The following is a 25664-nucleotide window of genomic DNA, read 5'->3' as shown; positions in this document are numbered from 1 at the left end:
GTGCCAATTTTGTTAAACATCATAATGTCGATAATGATTACCAGGCAGGATGATAAAAGGAGAACGTTTAAATGCATCTCGTTACAGGTTTTTTTCTTCTGGTGTTTTCTCTGATGGTCAGTGCAGACGGTCTGCAGAGCCAGCTGACACCCGGAGGTATTTTGGTCGGTCAGGCAGCACCGGGGAGTCGGATTGTTTATGACAACCAGGAAGTCAGAGTAGCGAAAGATGGGCGCTTTATTCTAGGCTTTGGTCGTGATGCAGAACTGAAGCAGTCCTATACAGAGCATTTTGCCAGTGGCGAACTGAAGACGTTTAATTTAATCCTTAAGCCACGGAAATATGATATTCAGCGGTTGACCGGGATTGCCAGAAAATATGTATCACCGGATGAGCGGGTGCTATCCCGTATCCGCAGAGAAGCTCAACAGGTGCGTGCAGCCAGAGTGCCTGATACCGATCAGGCGGATTTTTTTAACGGCTTTGACTGGCCGGTAAAAGGTCGCATCAGTGGCGTTTATGGCAGCCAGCGCGTGTATAACGGTCAACCGGGGCGGCCACACTACGGCCTGGATATCGCCGTACCCACAGGCACACCGGTAGTGGCACCGGCTGATGGGGTTGTGCGACTGGTGGACCCGGATCTCTACTATTCCGGCGGCACCATCATTATTGATCATGGCCACGGTATTTTTTCCAGCTTTCTCCATCTCAGCAAAGTCTCTGTGAAAAGTGGGGCGGCTATCAAACGAGGGCAGACTATCGGTGAAGTGGGTGCCACTGGCCGGGTTACCGGTGCCCATCTTGACTGGCGCTATAACTGGTTTGATAAGCGGCTTGACCCTGCACTGTTAACCCTTGGGGATCAGTAAATCCATCAGACCCTGCGGTATGTTATGATCCCTGCCAGGGAGGACATAATCATGACATTCTTTGGTAAAGACCCTGATAAACAGCAACTTCCAACTGAAGAAAAAGCCCTGCCGGGCAGGGAAGACGTGATGCCGGTTCCGGCCCGGCATTATGTCAATGGACAGCCATTGAGGCCGCCATTTCCCGAAGGCTTGCAGACCATCTACCTGGGGCTTGGCTGTTTCTGGGGAGCAGAGCGATTGTTCTGGCAACTGCCCGGTGTTTATACAACGGCGGTTGGCTATGCAGGTGGTTACACACCCAATCCTACTTATGAAGAGGTCTGCACCGGAGCAACCGGGCATACAGAAATGGTGATGGTGGTTTACGATCCTGAAAAGGTAACGACACAGGCTTTATTAGCATGTTTCTGGGAATCCCATGACCCAACCCAGGGAATGAGGCAGGGTAACGACGTGGGAACTCAGTATCGTTCAGCCATTTATACCACCACGGATGAACAGGCCGTATTGGCTGAAAGCTCAAGGAGTGAATTCTCAACGTCTTTGCAACAGCAGGGCTATCCGGACATTACCACAGAAATTCGTGGGGCTCCGCCGTTTTACTACGCAGAAGAATACCATCAGCAATATCTGGCCAGGAATCCCGGCGGTTACTGTGGTCTGAAAGGTACGGGTGTTTGTCTTGGTTAACTACTTAAGTAGCCGCTAAAGATTTTCACCCAGACAAAAAAAACGGGCAACCAAGAGATAGATCAGGTTGCCCGGACGCAGTTTGCTGAATGGATTGAAACAGGAGCTTCATGAACAGGTAACCATGTGTTACCTAATCCATGCCTACTAAGATAGACAGCCATTGTTGATTCCTCCCTGCGTATTGCTACCTGTTTTTTTGCGATTTTTACCTAGTTTATTGGTCGAGGAAAGACGGCAGTCTCGCTTCCGTTATAACTCTCGTCATAAGCCTCCTATATTTTATTTCTGATCAGATCCCTGATCAGGAAGCGGGAGGGGTGAATCGCTTCCAGCAGTTTTGCAGGCATTGATAGACCGACAGTACTATCGGGCTCACCGGTGATCATGGTGGCCAGAATCTCACCGGCAACAGGGCAGGAGATTATTCCCCTGGAGCCGTGTCCGGCGGTCACGTACAGGCCTTCCAGATATTCAGGGCAGACGTCAATGGTCAACTTGCTGTTTTTTCTGAGGGGTGCATAAGCGGCAACAAAGTGCTTAAGGTCAACGATGGGACCCACCACGGGCAGGTAATCCGGTGTTGTGCAGCGGAACCCTGTGCGTCCGCCGGTCACTTGTGCATCAGTTCCGCCGAGTGCCTGATACATGGCAGGGAAATTCCCGGCCTGCATGGCCAGGTTTTCCAGGTGGTCGGCTTCTCGAACTTCTGTACCTTTGTCGTTAAAACTGAACGTTGCGCCCAGGGTGTGATAGCCATCGACAGCGGGGGCTATATAGCCTTCTCCGCAGACACAGGAGGCCAGTTTGTCACTTTCGGTGGTTGCTCTGGCCTGAGTAATCTGGCCACGGATGGCTTTAAGTGGCAGGTAGTTAAACTGTGACAACTGATGACTGGCCGCTCCCCGGGCAATGATCACGGTTTTACTGTGCAACCTGTCGCCATCGGTTTTCACCAGCCAGCCCTGCTCAACGGGTTCGATCGTATTCACCGTCGTGCTGGTGACCACCCGAATGTTTGGGTGATCGGCCAAAGCCTGACAGAGTGCGGGTGGGTGCACCCAGCCTGCCTGGGGAAAGTAGAGGCCGGGATAGTGAATACCCAATCCGGCGATATCGCTCAGTTGCGCTTCCGTCAGGTATTGCAGCAGAGCATTCGGATGTTGTTTATCCAGGGCCTGGTATCGTTGATCCGTTTTGGCATCAATGGCTAACTGGATAACACCGCACTGCTGCCACTGTTCAACTTCCAGTGCTTTTAGCGTATCCAGGGTGAATTGATAACCTTTAAGGATGAACTGGCTGAGCGACGTGTTATCGGCAGAAAGTTTGGCATAGAGAACACCCTGCGGATTACCCGATGCTTCGCTGGCCAGGGCCTGATGTTGTTCCAGAATGGTGACCTGCCATCCCCGACGGGCCAGCGCCCATGCAGCGCTGCAGCCCGCCAGACCGCCACCGACGACGATGGCTGTTTTTTCAGAGTTGCTGTGGCCAGCGGGCGCAAACCAGGGTTTGCTCACAGGCAGACCCGGGGGGACAAAGCGGCCGGCAATCATATCCCGCTTGCGGCCAAAGCCCGGTTGTTTGGTCACTGAGAAGCCTGCCTCCGTCAGCCCGTCCCGAACCAGTCTGGCCGCAGTGAAGGTGGCGTAGGTTGATTGCTCATGGCTTTTGGCTTTCAGGGTCTGGAACAGTTTGGGTTGCCACATATCCGGATTTTTGGCCGGGGCAAAGCCATCGAGAAACCAGGCGTCAACCTTCTCGTTGATATGAGGCAATGTGTCCAGCACATCACCAATCAAAATATGAAGACGGATGTGTTTGCCTGATGCGCGGTCTGAAAATTGCAGGTCGATATTTTCCTCACTCAATTGATAGGCGCTGATCATTCTGTTGGCCAGAGGTGTCAGCTCCTCAAACACATTGAGTGCTTTTTGCAGGTCATCCTGCTGGAGTGGATACTTCTCCGTGCTGATAAAGACCAGAGAGGTGTTATCAGGGGCCTTTTCCAGAAAGAGCTGCCAGGCACAGAGGAAGTTCAGACCAGTGCCAAAGCCGGTTTCGCCAATGGTGAACGTGGTACCGGGTACCAGTTGACGAAACCGCCCGGGGAGATGATTATGTTCCAGGAACACATGGCGTGTTTCGGCAATACCCGAGGCCCGGGAAAAGTAGACATCATTAAACCGGGTGGAGATTGGCAGGCCATTTTCCCACTGGATATCAGCAGTGATGGTGTGATTCGGATGGTTTGGTGGATGATTGGACACGGCTTTCTGTTTCAATATTCAATATCAGGCGAAAAGCTGCAAGCATAGTCAGTGCCGACTATCGGGTAAAGAACCATGAGCAAGGAGACTGTCCGAGAACAGTCTCCTGGTAGTGGCAGTGGTGCTCAAGGTTCTTTCTGACCATGTACCAGATCCGGGATAATATAATGGCGTCACGTTTTATTAAAAAAACTTTCTAGCCTTTGTTTTACCCTCGTATTATTAGTACAGCAGAGTTCCAGGAATCTTCTGAGCTCGTCTTTCATGGTCCTACTGCCCTGACCGATGCCAGCGGATGATTCCTGAAGGGCTTGATGAACAACATTATATTTTTCACCCATTTCTGGGGCTTCACGGGTTGGCCCATTGCGGTGCTTCCAGGCAAACCGGTTTCGAAAGTATTCTATTAATTCCAGCAGAGTTCGTGCATTCCGATCTCTGAAGGGCTCCAGCCTGTTCTTGAAGAAATTTATCGGTTCAAGTTTTGGTTTGTATGTTTCGTAGGCAACTCTGTGTATGGCACAATGCAGAGGGTCATGGGTAACAGGGGGCCAGCTTCGGCTCTGCGTTTGACCTAATGCTTCTATTAAACCGTACAGATCGATAGAGAAATTACGTGAATGGTCACTAAGTTCAGAATGATATAATTTCGCAACAGTAGCGCCGGGAATATCGTCGTAACGCAGTCCGGAAAACTTCAGATGGCCAGTGGCAGGCTGCTGAAGGCGCATATCCTTCTTTAAACCTGGCTGGTTATCTTTTATAAATTTTTTAACTCTTATCCCAGCGTCTGCCCTGCCGGATTTATCAATACCAGATAATAACTTTTCGAAAAAGGTCTTTATGACCCGGGCAGGCAGTAAATGTTGACAGTCTGTTGAAGCTTCATCCGACCTGGTGACATCGACAGAGCTTTGCTGGATTGGCTCCGGATGTTCGAGGATGAACTTTTGCTCGAGGAAGTGCAAGCACAGCACGATGGTGAGTTCACTGATTCTGGAATATGCATTTTTAGTAGCGAGAACATCGTGTTCATCAATGTATAGCTGGTGTATTTTTTGGCCTGTTTCCCGGATTTTTTGACTACTGTTGCTTTCCAGTGACGGCAGGTCGATAACTTCATGGAATATGTTCCAGAATGGGGCCTTTGCTGACGACATTGGTACGCAATAGCTTAATGTATCAGCCAGTTCTGAAAAGTTGGTATCGTAGGCCTCATTCAGCCTGAGTAAGCAACGCTTAAAGGTTGCAGGGAGGTTATCGCCTGAAACCAAATCTGTCCCCGGGTTATTGGCAATTGAAGTACAAGCGGAAGGAAGGCATGAGTAATCGGGGCCTGGTAGGTCGAGCAACGAATGAGTAGGCGGCAGTGAGGGTATATTTGAGGAACCGGCACCGATGTAGACAGTCCACCCTGAAAATTCTGTGGCGACAGGAGGTTCCTGAGGCCCTGACTGTTGTGGGCGTTGCGCAACGGCTGGTAGATTTCTGATAGACGTATCCATAACTAACTCTGATTTGTATTTATTTAATGCTGCTGGCATAGGGTAAGCAGCAGCGCTTGTGCGAATCATTGCGACTTATGTGACCACAGCAAAATATATTGGTTCCCACCGTGCCTGACTCCGGCATACACCATAAATATTCGATTCCTTATGGTTAGCCATATAGGTGAAGTCAGCGTTATCTGTGAGTGCTCCTTATTTTATTATCAGGCCTGCTGACGGTAGAATTGGCGCTTTTTCACTCAAGAGGCATGCCATGCGGTTGATACTGGCGCCGATGGAAGGCGTTATGGATCACGATATGCGGGATCTGCTCACCGGCATCAATACCTTCGATCTCTGTGTTACCGAGTTTGTCCGGGTAACAGATACGCTGTTGCCGAACCGGGTCTTTTATCGTACCTGTCCGGAGTTGTTGCAGGGGGCAAAAACTTCGAATGGTACACCTGTTCGTTTACAGCTGCTGGGCAGTCACCCGGAATATATGGCACTGAATGCCCAGCGTGCAGTGAAACTTGGCTCGCCCGGAGTGGACATTAACTTCGGCTGTCCGTCAAAAACGGTCAATAAAAACCGGGGCGGGGCAATTTTGCTGCGGGAGCCGGATCAGCTGTTCAGTATTGTCCGGGCGGTTCGGGAGGCTGTTCCGGCAGAGCTGCCGGTGACGGCTAAAATTCGCCTGGGTTATGAAGACAAGTCGTTATTCCTGGAAAACGCCCGTGCTATTGAACAGGCAGGCGCCTCGGAACTGGCGGTGCATGCCCGGACAAAGGCGGAGGGCTATCGGCCTCCGGCTCACTGGGAATACATTGGCAAAATTCGGGAAAACCTGGGGATTCCGGTGATCGCCAACGGCGAGATCTGGAATCATGAAGATGCCAGGCGCTGTATGGACGCTTCCGGCTGCACTGACCTGATGGTCGGGCGGCCTTCGCTGGTAACGCCGAATATCACAACCATGATTCGCGAATCCGTCAAGCCCATGAGCTGGTCTTCAGTGTTGCAGCTGATTCTGCAATTAAGCGACAGAGATCGTCAAAATGGCAAATGGCAATACCATCCTTCCCGTCTGAAGCAGTGGCTCAATTATCTGCGTAAAGCGTATCCGCAAGCCCAGAATCTGTTTGAGCGCATCCGCTCCCTCCGTGACGCTGATGGCATTGTGGAAATCCTCTGCTCTGACCTGGCAAGAGCGGCCTAGGACAGTCTTAAGTCCGACAGGCCCTAATAACGGATGGCCAATTTTATCGGTTGGCCAACTTTTATTGATTTACGTCGGTGAATTTTTTTCCGGACTGAGGCAACCTTCCTTTTGCGAGATGCTGTCGAAGGTAGTCCTGGGCTTCTTTTATAGACAACATAGTCCGGATGACTGATTGCTTATTACACAATGTTCAGTAGTATACTGACGCAGCCAGGAGGCGTAAGACAGCCAAGAGCCATGAACCTGTTCATGGAAATAATAATCAGCAATGGTTCCGGCAGGGCAGAACTGCCTGAGGGGATTGACCGGACCTGCAAGCCTGAAAAAAACAAAGGACTTACTTGATGAATCCATCGGACCTTATTTCAGAAGGTTCCAGCCTGATGCTCTTTGGAATGGGTTTTGTGTTCCTGTTTCTGACGCTATTGGTGCTGGCAACCAGCCTGATGTCAACAATCATCGATCGGTATTTTCAGGAACCGTTACCATCTGTAGCCAATCCCATTCCAGTGAATAGCCAGCCATCGTCATCCGATGATCAGGGTGAACTGATTGCTGTTATCAGTGCAGCCATTCAAATGCACAGAACAAAAAAAGCTCAAGCAGAAAAACGCCAATAACCGGGGGATAAAGAAGGGTTATGTCTGACGTACAAAAGCCATTAGCCAATAAAAAGCCGCTGGGTATTACCGATGTGGTGTTGAGGGATGCCCATCAGTCACTGTTTGCTACCCGTCTTCGCATTGAAGATATGTTGCCGATCGCAGAACAGCTGGATCAGATCGGCTACTGGTCTCTCGAAACCTGGGGTGGTGCCACCTTTGATGCCTGTATCCGCTTCCTGGGAGAAGACCCCTGGGAGCGGTTGCGCGAGCTGAAAAAAGCCATGCCCAGGACCCCTCAGCAGATGCTGTTAAGGGGACAGAATCTGCTGGGATACCGTCACTATGCTGACGATGTCGTGGATAAATTTGTTGAGCGTGCCGTTGCCAATGGTATGGATGTGTTCCGGGTATTTGATGCCATGAACGATCCCCGTAACCTGATGCAGGCAATGAAAGCGGTGAAGAAGCAGGGTGCTCATGCCCAGGGGACGATCTCTTACACCACCAGTCCGGTTCATACCATGGATAGCTGGGTCTCTCTGGCCAAAGAGATCGAGGATCTGGGTGCGGATTCTCTGTGCATTAAGGACATGTCCGGCATTATTACGCCGACTGACGTGTATGAGCTGGTTTCCCGATTAAAGCGAGAAACGGACCTGGAAATTCAGCTGCACTGCCATGCCACCTCCGGCCTTTCTTCCATGTCACTGCTCAAGGCCGTTGAAGCCGGTGTTGATCGTGTTGATACGGCCATCTCTTCCATGTCGATGACCTATGGACATTCGCCAACTGAGGCTATCGTTGCTGCATTGCAGGGGACTGAGCGTGATACCGGGCTTGATCTGCACAAGCTGGAAGAAGTGGCTGCTTACTTCCGGGTGGTCCGAAAAAAATACGCGAAGTTTGAAGGTCAACTCCGTGGCGTTGACTCCAGAATCCTTATTGCTCAGGTACCCGGTGGCATGCTGACCAATATGGAAAGTCAGCTGAAAGAGCAGGGGGCCAGTGATAAGTTTGATGAAGTGCTGCAGGAGATTCCAAGAGTTCGTGAAGACCTGGGGATGATTCCACTGGTCACGCCCACTTCCCAGATTGTTGGCACCCAGGCGGTTCTCAATGTACTGACCGGTGAGCGCTATAAAACCATCTCCAAAGAGACCCGGGGGATTTTAACAGGTGAGTACGGTGCTACACCGGCACCGTTTAACCAAAGTCTTCAGGACAGAGTGCTGGAGGGTAAGATAGCGATTACCTGTCGTCCGGCAGATCTGCTTGAAGCTGAATTTGAAGAACTGACTGCTGAACTCCATGGCCTGGCCAAAGAGAAGGGCATCAATCTGGCGGATCAGACCGTGGATGATGTTCTGACCTACGCCCTGTTCCCGCAGGTTGGTCTGAAGTTCCTGCAGAATCGCGGTAACCCTGATGCTTTCGAACCTGCTCCCGGGACCGAACCGGAAGTGAAGCCTGCTGCCCAGGCAACTTCCGTGGCTCCTCCAACGGAGGATTCTGTTTATACCGTTCGCGTTAATGGCAATGCCTATACCGTTCAGGTTTCAGAAGGTGGTGATGTTTCTTCCATGCTGGCTCCGGTTTCAGCGCCGACAGCCCAACCTGAAGCGACAACCACATCAGCCTCTGAAGGTGAGCCAATGCCCGCACCACTGGCCGGTAATATCTGGAAGGTGAATGTCATACCGGGGCAGCATATTCAAGAAGGTGATGTGTTGCTTATTCTTGAAGCCATGAAAATGGAAACGGAAGTTCGTGCCCCGCGTTCCGGACAGGTGACGTCGGTTGATGTGCGTGAAGGTGACAGTGTAGCGGTGGGTGATACCCTGCTTGCCCTGGCTTAATAAAAAGCGTTAGGGAGACCTCTTACAGAGGTCTCTCAAAGAGAAAAGTCTGGTCGAGAAATATGCCATGGAAAAGCTATTAACGCTCTGGGAGGGCTCCGGGTTATACAACCTTACCGCCGGAGAGTTCGTTATGATTCTGGTGGGCTTTGGGTTGCTGTATCTGGCCATCCGCAAGCAATTTGAGCCTCTACTGCTGGTACCTATTGGTTTTGGTGGAATTCTGGCCAATATTCCCCAGGCCGGTCTGGCGTTTTCCGCCATTGAGCAGGCGCTTCATATAGCTAACCCTGCACTGATGCAGGCGGTTGCCGAAGCGCTGGGCAGTGCTTCGGCTGCCCCGGATCAACTTTATATTTTATACCATGAAGCGAATGCGGCAACCCGGACTGTAGTGAGTCACATTATTGCTGATGCAGGGTACACGAACGGTGTCCTTTATCAGTTTTACAGTGTGGCTATTGGCAGCGGTGTTGCTCCTTTGGTGATCTTTATGGGGGTGGGTGCCATGACGGATTTTGGTCCGTTGCTCGCTAACCCGAAAACCCTGTTTCTGGGGGCTGCCGCTCAGTTTGGTATTTTTGCCACAGTGTTTGGCGCTATTGTATTGAGCTCTATGGGGCTGATGAATTTCAGCCTGGCGGATGCCGCTGCTATCGGTATTATTGGTGGTGCGGATGGTCCTACTGCGATCTATGTATCCAGCGTACTTGCTCCCCACCTGCTGGGTGCCATTGCGGTGGCTGCTTACTCTTATATGGCTCTGGTTCCGCTGATTCAGCCGCCGATTATGAAAGCGCTGACCACGGCAGAGGAACGCAGGATTGTCATGACACAGCTGCGATCAGTGAGCAAGACGGAAAAAATCGTTTTCCCGATCTTACTGCTGGTGCTGGTGGCCCTGTTATTACCCGATGCGGCTCCGCTGCTGGGGATGTTCTGTTTTGGTAACCTGATGAAAGAGTGTGGTGTGGTTGAGCGCCTGTCGGATACAGCGCAAAATGCGCTGATCAACATCACCACCATTTTCCTCGGGCTGTCGGTTGGTTCAAAACTGAGTGCTGACAAGTTTCTGCAAATGGAAACTCTGGGGATTCTGGCGTTGGGGATTGTGGCATTCTGTATCGGTACCGCCAGTGGTGTCCTGATGGCAAAACTGATGAATCGGGTGTCGTCTACCAAAGTGAATCCGTTGATTGGTTCAGCCGGGGTGTCAGCGGTACCCATGGCGGCCAGGGTCTCTAACAAAATGGGGCTTGAGGCCAATCCGCAGAACTTCCTGCTGATGCATGCCATGGGTCCCAATGTAGCGGGTGTTATTGGCTCAGCGGTAGCAGCGGGGGTGATGATTAAGTACCTGTCATGAATTTTTTCTGAAGGACAATGCGATGATTTCGAGAGAAGTCATCGCATTTTTTTTTATTCAGTGAGAATATAGCGCTTTCCATTTTTATATTTTTTCGCAGAAAAAATAGAGAAGTACTTTATGATTTATAAAGAATACAGTGTCTCATCCAGGAAGCGCATTGCCCTGGTCGCTCATGATAATAAGAAAGGGGAATTGGTGCAGTGGAGTCTGCGCCATAAAGAAAAGCTGCAGGGTCATGATCTTTTTGCCACGGGTACCACAGGAAGTCTGCTGGAAAAAGAACTGTCTATGCCGGTCACAAAATTTATCAGTGGTCCGCTGGGTGGAGACCAGCAGATTGGTGCATTGATTTCTGAATGCAAACTGGACCTGCTGGTATTTTTCTGGGACCCGTTTGAGCCAATGCCCCATGATCCGGATGTTAAGGCATTGTTACGGATCGCAGCGGTGTGGAATATCCCGGTTGCCTGTAACCAGAGCTCGGCGGATTACATATTCTCGTCAGACTTGCTTGGACAATCTCATAACCGGCATATTCCGGATTATGACAGCTATCTACAGCAAAGAACGCTTTGATTTTATGGGTTCAAAAAGAGCACAAAGGCCTTGAAATAAGGGCCTTTGGCGAAAATAATCCGGGAAAGTAATGAATGGGTTCCGCTAGACAAGCTCCGCTGAATAAGCCTGGCTGGTAGTGTCAGTATTCAAAAACAATCAATATAAAACGGGTATTCAATAATCAGAGTTGTCGTTGCCGTCTCTGCTCATTGAGCCAATACCGAAGCCTGAAGGCCCGTACTGGCGGCGCTTTTTGTAGGTTACCTTGGGCTCGGCGCTGCTATGGCGGTCTTCAGGCGCAGCAGGCCTGCAGTTCATAGTGCCGCTGATGGCGCTGTTGTTACCAACGCTGTTACCACTGCGATAGCTTTGACCACCGGATGAAAACCTGCGGACAGGCTGCTTGGTAACCGATGGCTGAAAAACGGAAACAGGCGTCTGTTCATACAGGTCTCTTTCTGAGTCCCGGTCAGACAGCAGTTCACTGTTCTGGACAGAACCTTCCTGCATATTCAGGCGCATACGATAAGGGTGACCGTAGCCTCTACGGCGACGTGGCTTGTGGTCTTTTGGCTCAGGTGGCTTCAGGCCGGTGAACTGCTCATAAATGGTTGTGTAAATATATTTGCTCATAACTACCTCCTGTTCATCCTCTCCCAGAAACGGATAAAATGTCTTTATTTGGTTGACGATGTTAGACAAACCCATTTTCGGTATGAATAGGTAACACTACTTAAAACTCTCTGAATAAACGGCAACAAACGTTAACAGTATAATGTTAGTGTCGTTAATTGTTTTGAAAAACGAAACGAAATAGAATTAACAGAAACAAAGACTAGCATTCATAAAAATAGATCGTTGCTTGATTTCATAATTTTTTTGAATTTTGGACTATTGGTAATAACTAATTTTTGCTAATCAAGGGATAGTTAATAAAATATAAGAGGATATCTTTTTTTGTTAATTCCTGTGGAAATGTGTTTATGTTTTTTTATAGCCGGTAGGTATTAACACTGATGGCAGAGTTGTCGTATATACGTTAATTTGACTGAAATTATTTCTTATTCACCGGGTTGGCCAGTTTTACACCTGCGGTATGACCACATAGATGTGATGATTTTTGTGATGATGTGTTATCGCAATGTCTGCGTCCCCGCAAGATAGGCAAACGATAAGCCGACAATGATTTACTTTCATTGATGCAGATCAAGTTGGTGTCGCCGCCAATCAATGCAGTCTGACTGACCCGGAGCAGCATCCCCAAAGAATTCTCCAACCTATCAGGAGCCTCTTAGTATGACTGTAACCACCAGCGAACTGCCAGCAGCATGGGAAGGATTCACTTCCGGCGACTGGTCTGAAAGCATCAACGTTCGTGACTTTATCCAGAAAAACTACACCCCTTACGAGGGTGACAGTTCCTTCCTGGCCGGTTCCACTGAAGCGACAGACAAACTGTGGGCTGATGTTATGGAAGGCATCAGAGAAGAGAACCGCACTCACGCCCCCCTGGATTTCGATACCGATCTGCCATCCACTATTACTTCTCACGACGCTGGCTACATCAATAAAGATCTGGAAACCATTGTTGGTCTGCAGACCGATAAGCCGCTGAAGCGTGGCATCATCGCCAACGGTGGCATTCGTATGGTTGAAACTTCCTGTGAAGTTTATGGCCGTAAACTGGATAACATGGTTAGCAAAATCTTCACTGAATATCGCAAGACGCACAACTCTGGTGTTTTCGATGTTTACACTGCGGACATTCGCAACTGTCGTAAGTCTGGCATAATTACCGGTTTGCCAGATGCTTATGGCCGTGGACGTATTATTGGTGACTACCGCCGAATCGCTCTGTACGGTATTGATCGTCTGATTGTTGACAAGAAAGCCCAGCACAAGTCTCTGGATGCGGCGCTGACTTCCGGCGAGGATCTTGAGCGTACCATCCAGCTGCGTGAAGAGGTCATGGAGCAGATCAAGGCGCTGATGCAGATCAAGGAGATGGGGGCCAAATACGGTTGCGATCTCGGTAACCCTGCTGCCTCTGCCCGTGAAGCGGTTCAGTGGACGTACTTTGGTTACCTGGCTGCGGTTAAGTCCCAGAATGGTGCGGCCATGTCTCTGGGACGTACGGCTACCTTCCTGGATATCTATATCCAGCGTGACCTGGAAGCAGGCAGAATCACTGAAACGGATGCCCAGGAACTGATCGATCACTACGTAATGAAGTTGCGTATGGTTCGCTTCCTGCGTACTCCTGAATACGATCAGCTGTTCTCTGGCGACCCGATCTGGGCTACTGAGGCTATCGGTGGTATGGGCCTTGATGGTCGTACACTGGTTACCAAAAACTCTTTCCGCCTCCTGAACACCATGTACACCATGGGACCATCACCAGAGCCAAATATCACGGTGTTGTGGTCTGAGCAGCTGCCGGTGTCTTTCAAAGAGTATTGCGCCAAAGTATCCATCGATACCAGCTCTATCCAGTACGAAAATGATGATCTGATGCGTACTGATATGAGCAGCGATGATTACGCCATCGCCTGCTGTGTGTCGCCAATGGTTGTTGGCAAGCAGATGCAGTTCTTCGGTGCCCGCGCCAACCTGGGTAAAACGCTGCTGTACGCCATCAATGGCGGTGTTGACGAGAAGCTGAAAATTCAGATTGGTCCAAAAACCGACAAGATCACGTCTGAATACCTGGATTACGACGATGTCTATGCACGTTTTGATACGCTCATGGATTGGCTGGCCAGCCAGTATGTGGCTGCCCTGAACTGTATTCATTACATGCACGACAAGTACTCTTACGAGGCCTCTCTGATGGCCCTGCATGACCGTGATGTTATTCGCACCATGGCCTGTGGTATTGCCGGATTATCCGTTGCTGCTGACTCTCTGTCGGCCATTAAATACGCCAAAGTCAAGCCGGTGCGTGATGAAGACGGCATTGCTATCGACTTCGAAATTGAAGGTGATTTTCCGAAGTTTGGTAACAACGAAGAGCGTGTAGATACGATTGCCTGTGAACTGGTTGAAACGTTCATGAAGAAAGTCGCTTCTCACACGATGTATCGCGATGCGATTCCAACCCAGTCCGTTCTGACCATTACCTCTAACGTGGTATACGGCAAGAAGACCGGTACTACGCCAGACGGACGCCGTGCAGGCCAGCCATTTGGCCCGGGTGCCAACCCAATGCATGGTCGCGACACCAGCGGTGCGGTTGCTTCCCTGAGTTCTGTTGCCAAGCTGCCATTTGCCTATGCGAAGGATGGTATTTCTTACACCTTCTCTATCGTACCAAAGGCGCTGGGCAAGGACGAAGAAAGCCAAAGCAGGAATCTGGTGGGTCTGATGGATGGCTACTTCCATCACGAGGAACATCGCGAGGGCGGTCAGCACCTGAACGTCAACGTTATGAACCGTGAAATGCTGGAAGATGCCATGGAGAACCCTGAGAAGTATCCTTCTCTGACCATTCGTGTCTCCGGTTATGCGGTGCGTTTCAACTCGCTGACACCAGAACAGCAGCGTGACGTTATCACCCGTACCTTTACTAGCTCGCTGTAATAGTAAATGTCAGGAGGCTGCCCGAGAATAGCGCCCGTAGCGAGGATGGCAGAAAATTGAGGATAAAAATTCCGTTTTGTGAGGTGAATAGCGGGGCTATTTGCCGAACAAAACGGAATTTTTAGACCAATTTGCTGCCACCGCACGACTGCATGGATGCAGGAGCTAGAGCAACGCAGGAGCAGTTGCCGCGTAGGGCAGTCTATTCTCGGACAGCCTCCTGGAATTTAACTTTAAAAAAGGTCAGCTCTGCTGGCCTTTTTTGCTTATGGTATTCAGGGTTTTTGTAAAAGACAGTGGTCTGATTTTTACAGAGACTCGTTGGGTAAATAGGAGAGTCGCCATGTCCCTTGGTCGTGTCCATTCCATGGACTCATTTGGCACGGTAGACGGACCGGGTATCCGTTTCATTGTGTTTATGCAGGGCTGTCACATGCGCTGCCGCTACTGTCACAACCGGGATACCTGGGATCTGCGTGATGGCGGTGAGGTGCTCAGTCATGAAGAAGTTCTGGACAAAATCCTCAAGGTGAAGAGCTTTCTGACCGGTGGTGTTACGGTCACTGGTGGCGAGCCGCTGCTGCAGGCTGAATTTGTTGCCGATCTGTTCAAGGGGCTTAAAGCGCACGGTATTCATACTTGCCTGGATACCAATGGATTTGCCAAACAAATCACGCCGGATATTGAACGTCTGCTGTCCTACACCGACCTTGTGCTTCTGGATATCAAGCACATGGACGAAGAGATGCATCAAAAGCTGACCTATGTCACCGGCCGGTACACCCGTAATTTTGCCATGTATTTACAGGAGCTGAGAAAGCCAACCTGGATCCGCTACGTGGTGGTGGAAGGGTTTACCGTTGATCCACTGTATGCCGCCATGCTGGCAGATATGGTGGAGAAAATGGATTGTGTTGAGAAGGTGGAAATCCTGCCTTATCACAGCCTCGGCGTGCATAAGTGGGATGCCTTCAGTGAAAGCTACGAGCTGGAAACGGTGCGCCCGCCATCCACTGAGCAGCTGGATGCGATCAAGGCTGAATTTGATCAGCGGGGAATTTCTGCGGCTTATTGATGAACTTTTTGTTGGTTTGGTTGGTCTAACGATCGTACATTTTGATTTTCGTATTTTGCCGATGAAGGTGTGTTGATATGTTGCAGCCGTTAGATGCCAGCCCTTCCATGTTAGTCTCATCTTCTGTTGGTGGGTCACCTAATGCTGAGTCTTTAGCTGAAGAGCCTCCTTTGACCCCGGTTTTGAGCAACTGGGGTAGGAAGGTTGAAAATCAAAGTGACAAATCTCTGCCTAATTTTCTTTCTCCAGCCTATGATGAGGCTATCAAGAAGCCAGCTTTGCCTTTATCGAGGAGGCTGCATAACTTCCCTGATTCTAGCTGTAGTGGCAGTCATTCACATACCTATGGGGGAGAGGTTTGTGACCAGGCCGTTAATTTTAATATGCAGCGGCGGGAGCAGAATCCCGAAATAACTGTTGATAATAAATCCTTGGATGATAGTTCCACCTGTCATTGTTGTCACTGGGGAGGGTTTAATTGTTTGCCTGCACCAATGACCATGAATCGAGAGCCAGAAGCGCAATTGCCAGGTAATTCCTCTGATGACTGTTGCGGAGATTGCGGAGATTGCGGAGATTGCGGAGATTGCGGTGGTTGCGTGATTATGTGATTGTTTCAACCACGAAGAGCACGGAGTTCACAAAGTACGAGGAAATCCTCTGTGCTCTCCGTGGTTGATTGGGGGTTAGTTAAAAATACGGTTTTCCTGTTCCTGAACCCGGATAAACGTGGTTCGCTTGGACAGTTCTTTCAGTTGCGCGGCTCCCACGTAGGTGCAGGTTGAGCGTACGCCACCGAGGATGTCCTGAACGGTTTCCAGGATCGGACCACGGTAAGGTACTTTTACGGTTTTGCCTTCCGAGGCGCGGTAGTTGGCAACGCCGCCAGCGTGCTGGTCCATGGCGGTGGTGGAACTCATGCCGTAGAACAGGCGGAATTGCCGACCATCTTCTTCTACCATTTCGCCGCCGGACTCATCGTGACCGGCAAACATACCGCCGATCATGACAAAATCAGCGCCGCTGCCAAATGCCTTGGACACGTCACCGGCACAGGTGCAGCCACCGTCGGAAATCACCTGACCACCAACGCCATGAGCCGCATCGGCACATTCAATAACAGCGGACAGCTGTGGATAGCCGACACCGGTTTTAACGCGTGTGGTACAGACGGAGCCCGGTCCGATACCCACTTTAACGATGTCGGCACCTTTCAGGATCAGTTCTTCTACCATTTCTCCGGTAACCACGTTACCGGCAATAATCACCTTGTTGGGGTGACGCTGGCGAACACGGGCAACGAACTGGACAAAATGCTCTGAGTAACCGTTGGCTACATCGATACAGATAAAGCGGAGTTTGTCGTTCAGGGACAGGATTTCAGACATTTTGTCGAAATCGTTTTCGGATGTGCCGCTGCTGACCATGATATGGTTTTCAATGCCTTCAGGGGCGTTGTCGAGGAAGGTCTGCCACTCTTCGACGGTGTAATGCTTGTGAACCGCCGTCAGCATTTTGTGTTCAGCCAGGGCGAGAGCCATGGCGAAAGTGCCGACGGTGTCCATGTTGGCAGCAATGACGGGTACGCCGGTCCATTCCTGGTCAGTGTGAACAAATCGGAAGGTGCGCTCCAGGCTTACCTGTGAACGGCTTTTCAGGGTGGAACGCTTTGGGCGGAACAAAACGTCTTTGAAACCCAGCTTGATATCAGCTTCTACACGCATAGTAACTTTTTAATCGCCATCTTGCAGTGCCCTGGCATGGTGATCCGGGAATCATACAGCAGCACTGGCAACTACGTTGGTTTGGGGAAGTTGGATGTACAAGCGGCCGGACAGCCTGGATGATCAGGGGAGACCCATCTTCGGATAAGCGAAGATTGCGCCGGACCCAAAATCTTTTTTAAGGACGAAAAAAATGGGCGTGTTTGACGCTTATACGGCTGAAGTATACCTGGGCGGTTATTGAAATGGAAGCAAGGTGGTGTTTTTGACATGCTTCCCGCTACCCGAACAAGCACAAACCGTTTCGGCTTCTTCGGGCAGCGGATACCGGGACAGCGTCGCTTTTAATCAATCAGGTTACGGATCTGGGTTTTGATCAGATCGATGGCAATCCTGTTTTTTCCGCCATGGGGAATGATCAGGTCAGCATGCTGGCGTGCAGGTTCAATAAACTGCATATACATGGGACGAACCGTTTCCAGGTATTGCTTGATAACGGAATCAACATCCCGGCCCCGACTGAGAATATCCCGCTTCATACGACGGATCAGGCACATATCCAGTGGCGTATCCATAAAGAAGCGCAGGTCAAAGGCTTCCCGGATTTCCGGGTTGGTGAAGAGGAGGATGCCTTCATAGATAACCACGCGGGCGGGGTTTACCTTGCGGGTATCTGTCCGGCGATTGTGCTGACTATAGTCGTAGAGTGGGACCTCGATTTCCTGACCATTTTTCAGCTTGATCATCTGCTCCAGCATCAGGTCATGATCCATGGACTCCGGGTGGTCATAGTTGGTACGAACCCGCTCCTCCATGCTCAAATGTGTCTGGTCTTTATAGTAGGAATCTTCTGAAATAACACACAGATGCTCTGACTGGAGCTCTTCCACCAGGGTTTCTGCCAGCAGGCTTTTGCCGGATGCGGAGGCGCCGGCAATGCCGACTAGAATGGTTTTCTGTTTCATGGGGGGAGTCCCGGTTGTTAGCGTCTGTCTACGGGGATAGGATGTCCGTTGTCGTCTATGGCGACATAGGTGAAAAAACCTTCAGTCACCTTGTGACGAGCTTCTGATTTATACGGGTGGGACATTACCCACACTTCAAGCTTAATACGCATGGAGGTGTTACCGACGCGAATGATATCAGCATAACAGCAAACCACGTCACCAACCTTCACCGGATGGATAAAGCTCATGGATTCAACGGCAACGGTAGAAATCCGGCTGTTGCAACGGTTTTTCGATGCCAGGCCACCGGCAATGTCCATCTGGGACATGATCCAGCCCCCGAAAATATCGCCATTCGGGTTGGTGTCGGCAGGCATTGCCAGTGTGCGCAGAACCAGATCACCCTGTGGTTCACTCATCAGAAAACTCCATACGGGTCGTAACTGGCGGCGAATGCTATGCCGGTGGAACAGCCTTGTAAATCCGTATTTCCATGAACGTTTGATGGAAAGTATTGGCATGGAAAACCGTGGACTATTCCTGTATAAGTAGTTAACCAAATGAAATCATATATTTCTGACTAAGTTGTCAGTCACTCCCGGCAACTGCTCCTGCGTTGCTCTAGCTCCTGCATCCATGCAGTCGTGCGGCGTTGCAACTCCGGTCACATAGCTACGGCTATGCTCCCTGCGTTGCGCCTTGCATAGCAACTGCCCACTTAGCCAGAAATATACGATTCCATTTGGCCAACTACTTAAGTTCCGGCTTTGTGAACTGTGCAACCGGCGTTGATACCTATGACATCCCCACTATCCTCACATTTAACCAATCAGGGCCAGTTAATTGTTCGTAACCAGGCGCTTTTCGAGCTTGAGCATCTGGTGATGATTGGCTTGCCAGCTGATGATCTGGCAACTCATTTGTTGAATGATGGGGTTGGCTATATCACGGCACTCACTCGTGATTTCAGTACTTATCGACGTCTGCTGCCTTGGCAGACCCTGCTGGAAGACCGCTTCTCCCTGAGTTTTGCGCCGATCCTGTCGATGGATTTTGCCCGGCCTGTTGATGGTGTTTTGCTGTTTCTCCAGAAAAGCAAACCATTAATGGACTTCTGGCTGGTGATGGTATTGAGCTTTTTGCCGGAAGGTGTGCCCATTTGGCTGGTGGGAGAGAACGATGAAGGGATCAAGTCCTGGAAAAAGCGGCTCAAGAACAGTTTTGACTATGTTAAAAGTGTCGATAATGCCCGTCATTGCGTATTGCTGGAAGCTTCAGAGCCGTTGCAAAAGCCGGAGAATTTTGCCCTTGAACCGTGGTTTGAGACGTTTTCTGTCACGGCTGGCCCGGTCAATATGGACATTACCTCATTACCCGGCGTGTTCAGCCATGGTCGTCTGGATAAGGGAACCCAGGTTCTGTTGGCAACGCTGGATAAAGTACCTTCAGGCAAGGTGCTGGATTTTGGTTGTGGCGCTGGGGTGATCTCTGCTTATATTAATACTCTGCCCGGTGAGCATGATATTACCCTGGTGGATTGTGATGCCCTGGCATTGGCCAGCAGTACCAAAACCATGAGCGACACGGGGCGTGACTCTTTTACGGTACTGCCCAGCGATGGCCTGTCAGAAGTGACAGGGCAGTTTGATCTGATTATCTCCAACCCACCGTTTCACCAGGGCGTAAAAACCCACTATGAGGTGACAAAGCAGTTTCTTTCCCAGTCACGTCAGATGCTTCGCCCGGGTGGGGAGCTTCGTATTGTTGCCAATAGTTTTCTGCGTTATCCGCCCATTATTCAGAAGGCTTTTGGCCACTGTGAGACATTACTCACCCGGGATGGATTCTCGGTTTATCGGGCGGTGAACAGATACTGAAATTGCCTTCTTTCAGTTACCTGAAAGGTTATTTACGACATTATTCTACTATAAGGTATTCATGGTTCGCCTGACCGTATTAAGATAGGCCAAGGGCTTACTTTAAGAGTGAGGCGCGACCATGCATAATAAAATTAGGCTCTTGACGAATATAAGAGTATTTTTTTCAACCAGATTAACATCCCTGACTATATTAATCTCCCAGCGTTTAATAGACATTTACCATTCACTATTTAGAGCTGTTCAAAATCACAACAATATGCCTTTGCTGGAAGCTGAATTATTACAAAAAATAATAGCATCTGATTTATCCGTTAGTCTGCCTGTAAAAATCATAAGACACTGGCCAATACATTGTTCCACATCAACTGACTAATACAAAGGTAACAGGTAATGAATAACCAGATAGCACCAACGTCAGCTGCTTATCCGAATGCCTACACTGCTGATGCCACTCAAAAAGATTTATCCGAACAACCAATCAAAAGTAAATTTCTGTCTTATCGAACAAAGGCCGAGTCAGATGTCCAGAAACTGATGAATAAAAACCAGGCAGAAACCAAGGTTCTGGAAGGCAAGATAGAAAATATGCAAAAGAAATTAACTGAATACCTACAGTATCGTGCTCATGATAAACTTTTCATTAAGCCTGACCCTGAAAAAAATCACAGCAATAGCACTGAGACAAATTCCATTGCTAACAAACCACTCACACCATTATCTGAAAACTCCACAACCACCGATGTCAACCCGGAAACCACAGGACTACCGTCTGGCTCAACCACTGACAGCACGGTCTCATCACCCATCTTATCAACTGCTGACCATACCAGTACTTTCACCCCCTCAATACCAACAAATACAACGGTTAACGACAGTTCAGCAACGGCTACAGCCCAGTCGGTAAACACAACTCAGGCGACCAACACAACAAGTCCACTTACACCGACGACTGCCCTGCAGCCACTGGGGGAGTTGCTTTCCAAGAGTGTGAAAATCACGTTAATGGCGTCGCTGAGAGACGAGCTGGTGGACTACCAACAAAACAGGCCCATAGCAACCGCCGAAAATTCCTGGGGGAATATCACCGAGATAGCTCAGCAGCCCGAAACAATCATCGGTAAACGCCCGGATGGTCCATTGCCGCACATCCGTGACAATCAGCGGCCACACCCAATGATTGCTTTGTCCGAGTTAATATCAGCTATTGAAGCAAGGGTGACAATGTATGAATTATTCAATCTGGTACTAATTGTTTCTTCCTTCACCAGGGCTATTAAAAAATCCTTTCCCGCCATCGCCAGGGTTTATGACAATAAACTGAAACAGCTCGCTGACCAAATAAAGAGTTATCTCCCGAGCCATGAACAGGATGACACGAAAAGAAAAAGAACCAGAAGAGAACTTACAGAAGAGGAAATTAAGGGCATTAAATTTAAGTTCGAAAGACTGCTTGATGAATTTGAGGAAGAACCAATGCAGAAAGAGATGAAAAAATTCTTCCAAGGCTTCTGGCAAATGCGTGATACCTTCAACAAAGCTATGTATGAAGGTAAAAACATCACTAAGGAGCCTGAATTAAAAGAATTCGAAGAGATGTTCGAATGGATGAAAAATAAAGAAACGATTAAGTCAGGGCTGGAAAAGTACAGCCAAGACATTGACAAGGCTATCAAAGACAAAGATTTCTACCAAGCTGGCCAAATTACCTTCAAGGTTAATATACTGTACGACAAAATACAGAATATCCTGGAAGGCTACGAATCAAACAACCCTTATCATGAATTTTTAATAGAATTCAAAGCGTTAGATGCCAGTCTGGATAAAGTGCAATCACTGGCCAAGAAGGTAGCTGCCTTGGTCGATTTGAATAAGATCTTTTGTCAAGCGATTGCTCATGATGCCCTGGCCCTGGCTTACGATAAGCAACTGGGATATTGTTTCGCGGATGTACTGTCCACAGCCATAGCAGGCCTAAATGGGAAGTTCTCAACTTCATTGACTAGTCTGGCAGAGTCAATATTGTTTGGTACCGGTTATACTCGGCTCCCAATCCAGATCAGAATGACCTTGCAGGATGTATTATATCTCAAGACTCCATCTTCACTAAAGAATCATCCAGCTTCATTGGGGCTGAATGCTGACAGCTTATATATTGCCCAAGCCTACAAAAATGCACAAATAGTGAGGGTTGCAGTAGATAAAGAGCTTGAAATCACATCGCGCGGATTCAATTCAATAAGTGATCTGATCAAGAAACTGCTTCACCAGGTTGATGTTGACAGCCTTGGTACTGAATTGGTCCAGTTTGGGGTTGCACCTAATTCTGATCATATCTGTTACTTCGCTTTTAGCAAAAGCGGCGATCGCTTAAGGCTCACAGTTCAGGATATTCAAGTCGGTGTGATAACGGTTACTGGTTATGATCTGAATCAGCTACAAAAGAACATACTAATGTTTCTAGGACGTTTTTCTGATCAACATAAGATACCACTGGCCCCCCCCAATGCAGATGCTGTCCCCATTCCAGGCACAGGGTTCTGTCCTCTTACCAAGGATATCCTGGGCCAGTTTGAAAACATTGAGTTTGAAAACCTTGAACTGATCCAGGATTCAGCACTAACTCTTAAAGATATAATGACCCACCGCCCCTACGAACTCGAAGCACTTGACAAGGAAAGAATCAACGCCCTGACGAAAAAATACCTTGAAACCGTCAAAAATGCTGCCACCGGGAAACGTCTGCACATCAACCTGAAATCCCTGTCATCATCAGAGTCAGAAACACTGGCAGAAATTAAGCAAATGCCCATGGTTTATCTGATGCGGGAAGTCCTTACCGCCCTGAAAATGTATCCGAATCCAGCTGAATACTCAACCAACATCAGGCTGATGAATGCCCACGTTGTCACCACACTGAATGACATCGCCAAACACTTGCCCTCCGCCCCGAAAAAAACCGCTGATGCCGATGCTCAATCAGTACCACAAGGTGCGGCACAGGCAACCACTAACCTGGACACCATCACTGACGGAGAGCGGTTCAAGCTGGCTGGTGAAAGAGACTTCCGCATGCTTGACCCAGAGCCGGGCGCTAGTGCCGTTGGAGCGCAGGCCGGTGCAGCCCAACCCGGCGGTGCCCATGGAGCATCCGAAAGCCAGGACAGCAGCGGTGTATCCGGTAGTACTATTGGTGGGATAATCGGTGGCGGGATCGGCGGCACTGTTGGACTAGCAGTGGTATCATTCTTAGCCAACTGCTCCGGATGCCTGTCACTACTGTCAGAAATGGCAAGGGCCACTGAGGTCGGCGAGGATGCTGCAGAAAGAATCTTTAACCGGCTATCTCAAAACGCAGGTGAGAACGCAGGTGAGGAATTCGGGGAGGAATTTGGAGAGAAAGTTGGAGAGAAAGTTGGAGAGAAAGTTGGAGAAAAAGGCGGAGAAAAAACTGGAGAAGAAGTCGGGGAAAAAACCCTTAAAGAGGTTGGAAAGAAAGCTGTCAAAGGAAAGCAGGCCGCCAGATGCACACGCTCGGTTGGCAGCTGTAAACAGGAAGACGGCGAAAATGATCCTGTTGAAACTGATGGTGAAACTGGTGGCGGTGGAGCCGGTGGTGAAGCTGGAGCAGGAGGCGCTGCAGCTGGTGGTGAAGCAGGTGGTGAAGCCGGTGGTGAAGTTGGAGGAGGCATTATAACAGGTGGTGTCGTGGTACATAAAGCAGCCAAAACACTTAAAAAGTTGTACGAGACCATAAAAAAAGCGATCGAAAAAAATCATAAAAAACACTCTGAAAAGCAAGCCTCCCAAGGCTCAGCAGCAAAACCAAACCAACCACCAATAAAAAAGGCAATCGATGCAGAGCACACCACGATACAGCCAACAACCAAACCAGCGAGGTCATCAAGCACCGCAAACAGCAACAATATAAATGCAGGTATTGCCACTGTTCCAGACGATGCAACCAGTGTTGACCAACCAACAGAGACATTAACAACTGTAATAATTAGAGAGCCATCAACCAGCAGAGAGCCATCAACCAGTCAGACAGAAACTGCTGGCACTATCCCACAAACAGGAGACGGTGACAGTTCCCACAGCGCCGCTGATTTTGCAAGTTCAGCACCAGCGACAACACAGACTGCTGAATCAACCAACCAGCCAATAGCCACTTCAACACCTGAGGCTATCACGCAGGAAGCGAAGAAAAGTACCTCTGATATTTCAAATGGCGCAACTGCTGCGTCACCACTAACAACAACTTCAACGGCCAAAACAGAAGATCAGGCAATAGCAGGTACTACAAGTCAGACGACAATTGATAAAAAAGCGATACATCAATCGACAACCGGGCAAGCAGCACTATCATCTGAAACCACCACAACAGAAGGCAAACTTGGTATATCTGACCGCACAACAACGCCTCCATCCTCAAAAGCAATCTCAACCGCTGCACAAACCCGACAATCAAGCCAGGCGGCAACAACAACCCACGACACCACCTCTCAGGCAGTTACTTCTGGCTCCACGGATCGCTCAGCTACTTCTTCATCAATGACACCTGCAACAACAAGAATGACAACCGAACAGACAACAACGCAGCAATCAATAACCAAGGAGAAAGCACGATCAACGTCTGATACCACTAGTCAAAAAATAACTTCTGGCATTTCGGATAGCACAACGGCTGTTGCACCGCTGACAGAAACTTCAACAGCCACAGGAACAGCTCCATCTACAAAATCACCGACAGCCACTACAACTCAGGCAACAGTTGATAAAACAGCGATACACCAATCAACAACCGGGAAAACAGCATTTTCATCTGAAATCACTACAACAGAAGGCAACCCTGGTATATCTGACAGCACAACAGCGCCTCCTGCCTCAAAAGCCATCTCAACCGCTGCACAAACCAGGCAATCAAGCCAGACTGCAACAACAATCCACGACACCACCCCTCAGGCAGTTACTTCTGGTTCCACAGATAGCTCAGCTGCTTCTTCATCAATGACACCTGCATCAACAAGCACTACAACCGAACAGACAACAACGCAACAATCAACAACCCAGGAGAAAGCACGATCAACGTCTGATACCACCAGTCAAACAATGACTTCTGGCATTTCGGATAGCACAACGGCTGCTTCACCACTGGCAGAAACTTTAACGGCCACAGCTCCATCAACAAAATCACCAACAGCCACTACAACTCAGACAACAATTGATAAAAAAGCAATACATCAATCAACAACCGGGCAAACAGCATTTTCATCTGAAATCACTACAACAGAAGGCAACCCTGGTATATCTGACAGCACAACAGCGCCTCCAACCTCAAAAGCCATCTCAACCGCTGCACAAACCCGACAATCAAGCCAGGCGGCAACAACAATCCACGACACCACCTCTCGGGCAGTTACTTCTGGTTCTACAGATGGCTCAGTTGCTTCTCCATCAATGGCACCTGCATCAACAGGCACGACAACCGAACAGACAACAACGCAACAATCAATAACCCAAGAAA

General features: G+C 49.3%; 18 protein-coding genes. 12 read left to right on the top strand and 6 right to left on the bottom strand.

Going from position 1 to position 25664, the window contains the following annotated elements; genetic code table 11:
- Positions 1-71: 71 nt before the first annotated feature.
- Both ACO6VE_RS13225 and msrA read left to right on the top strand, forming a co-directional pair.
- Positions 72-872 (top strand): M23 family metallopeptidase, encoded by an 801-nt coding sequence (locus ACO6VE_RS13225; RefSeq protein ID WP_422461687.1) that lies wholly within the window; start codon positions 72-74, stop codon positions 870-872.
- A gap of 51 nt (positions 873-923) precedes the next feature.
- On the top strand, positions 924-1565 hold the full coding sequence (msrA, locus tag ACO6VE_RS13220) for a peptide-methionine (S)-S-oxide reductase MsrA (protein ID WP_422445856.1): 642 nt from the start codon (positions 924-926) through the stop codon (positions 1563-1565).
- 275 nt (positions 1566-1840) lie between these two features.
- On the opposite strand, the gene mnmC is transcribed toward msrA, so the two are convergent.
- Positions 1841-3853 (bottom strand): bifunctional tRNA (5-methylaminomethyl-2-thiouridine)(34)-methyltransferase MnmD/FAD-dependent 5-carboxymethylaminomethyl-2-thiouridine(34) oxidoreductase MnmC, encoded by a 2013-nt coding sequence (gene mnmC, locus ACO6VE_RS13215; RefSeq protein WP_422461685.1) that lies wholly within the window; start codon positions 3851-3853, stop codon positions 1841-1843.
- 158 nt (positions 3854-4011) lie between these two features.
- Positions 4012-5112, bottom strand: a complete 1101-nt coding sequence (locus ACO6VE_RS13210) for a hypothetical protein (protein ID WP_422445852.1) — start codon at positions 5110-5112, stop codon at positions 4012-4014.
- Between the two features lie 487 nt (positions 5113-5599).
- Here ACO6VE_RS13210 and ACO6VE_RS13205 point away from each other — a divergent pair, with 487 nt between their 5' ends.
- The 5 genes from ACO6VE_RS13205 (at position 5600) to ACO6VE_RS13185 (ending at position 10953) form a co-directional block, all read left to right on the top strand.
- Positions 5600-6544, top strand: coding sequence for a tRNA-dihydrouridine synthase (locus ACO6VE_RS13205; RefSeq protein WP_422445850.1), 945 nt, complete (start codon positions 5600-5602; stop codon positions 6542-6544).
- A gap of 347 nt (positions 6545-6891) precedes the next feature.
- Complete coding sequence (locus tag ACO6VE_RS13200; RefSeq protein WP_422445848.1) at positions 6892-7167, top strand: OadG family protein; 276 nt, start codon at positions 6892-6894, stop codon at positions 7165-7167.
- A gap of 20 nt (positions 7168-7187) precedes the next feature.
- A complete protein-coding gene (gene oadA, locus ACO6VE_RS13195) occupies positions 7188-9008 on the top strand; it encodes a sodium-extruding oxaloacetate decarboxylase subunit alpha (RefSeq protein ID WP_422445846.1) in 1821 nt (606 codons plus the stop codon).
- 67 nt (positions 9009-9075) lie between these two features.
- Positions 9076-10374, top strand: coding sequence for a sodium ion-translocating decarboxylase subunit beta (locus ACO6VE_RS13190; RefSeq protein ID WP_422461683.1), 1299 nt, complete (start codon positions 9076-9078; stop codon positions 10372-10374).
- A gap of 120 nt (positions 10375-10494) precedes the next feature.
- A complete protein-coding gene (locus tag ACO6VE_RS13185) occupies positions 10495-10953 on the top strand; it encodes a methylglyoxal synthase (RefSeq protein WP_422461681.1) in 459 nt (152 codons plus the stop codon).
- A gap of 156 nt (positions 10954-11109) precedes the next feature.
- Here ACO6VE_RS13185 and ACO6VE_RS13180 read toward each other — a convergent pair whose 3' ends face one another.
- The gene (locus ACO6VE_RS13180) at positions 11110-11568 is read right to left on the bottom strand and encodes a hypothetical protein (RefSeq protein WP_422445842.1); all 459 of its coding nucleotides are present in this window, start codon (positions 11566-11568) and stop codon (positions 11110-11112) included.
- Positions 11569-12231: 663 nt separating this feature from the next.
- On the opposite strand from ACO6VE_RS13180, the gene pflB reads away from it, so the two are divergent.
- The 3 genes from pflB (at position 12232) to ACO6VE_RS13165 (ending at position 16200) form a co-directional block, all read left to right on the top strand.
- Positions 12232-14514 (top strand): formate C-acetyltransferase, encoded by a 2283-nt coding sequence (pflB, locus tag ACO6VE_RS13175; RefSeq protein WP_422461679.1) that lies wholly within the window; start codon positions 12232-12234, stop codon positions 14512-14514.
- Between the two features lie 343 nt (positions 14515-14857).
- Positions 14858-15589, top strand: coding sequence for a pyruvate formate-lyase-activating protein (pflA, locus tag ACO6VE_RS13170; RefSeq protein WP_422445838.1), 732 nt, complete (start codon positions 14858-14860; stop codon positions 15587-15589).
- 77 nt (positions 15590-15666) lie between these two features.
- On the top strand, positions 15667-16200 hold the full coding sequence (locus ACO6VE_RS13165; RefSeq protein ID WP_422445836.1) for a hypothetical protein: 534 nt from the start codon (positions 15667-15669) through the stop codon (positions 16198-16200).
- 75 nt (positions 16201-16275) lie between these two features.
- Here ACO6VE_RS13165 and ACO6VE_RS13160 read toward each other — a convergent pair whose 3' ends face one another.
- The 3 genes from ACO6VE_RS13160 to yciA all read right to left on the bottom strand — a co-directional run bounded on the left by ACO6VE_RS13160 (position 16276) and on the right by yciA (position 18679).
- Entirely contained in the window at positions 16276-17313 is a 1038-nt protein-coding gene (locus tag ACO6VE_RS13160) for a GMP reductase (protein ID WP_422445834.1), read from the bottom strand.
- 344 nt (positions 17314-17657) lie between these two features.
- Positions 17658-18278 (bottom strand): uridine kinase, encoded by a 621-nt coding sequence (gene udk, locus ACO6VE_RS13155; protein WP_269674769.1) that lies wholly within the window; start codon positions 18276-18278, stop codon positions 17658-17660.
- A 17-nt stretch (positions 18279-18295) separates the two neighbouring features.
- Positions 18296-18679: an acyl-CoA thioester hydrolase YciA gene (gene yciA / locus ACO6VE_RS13150; RefSeq protein ID WP_269674768.1), complete on the bottom strand. Its 384-nt coding sequence runs from the start codon at positions 18677-18679 to the stop codon at positions 18296-18298.
- 378 nt (positions 18680-19057) lie between these two features.
- Between yciA and ACO6VE_RS13145 the strand changes: the two genes are divergently transcribed.
- Both ACO6VE_RS13145 and ACO6VE_RS13140 read left to right on the top strand, forming a co-directional pair.
- Complete coding sequence (locus ACO6VE_RS13145; protein ID WP_422445830.1) at positions 19058-20137, top strand: methyltransferase; 1080 nt, start codon at positions 19058-19060, stop codon at positions 20135-20137.
- 393 nt (positions 20138-20530) lie between these two features.
- Positions 20531-25664: hypothetical protein (locus ACO6VE_RS13140; protein WP_422461677.1), on the top strand; the 5134-nt coding region annotated here is incomplete at its 3' end.

It is taken from the genome of Endozoicomonas sp. ALB115 (assembly GCF_049310245.1).
Lineage (GTDB): Bacteria > Pseudomonadota > Gammaproteobacteria > Pseudomonadales > Endozoicomonadaceae > Endozoicomonas.
The sequence above is the reverse complement of the archived record's forward strand: the minus strand, read 5'-3'. Positions and strand labels throughout refer to the sequence as shown.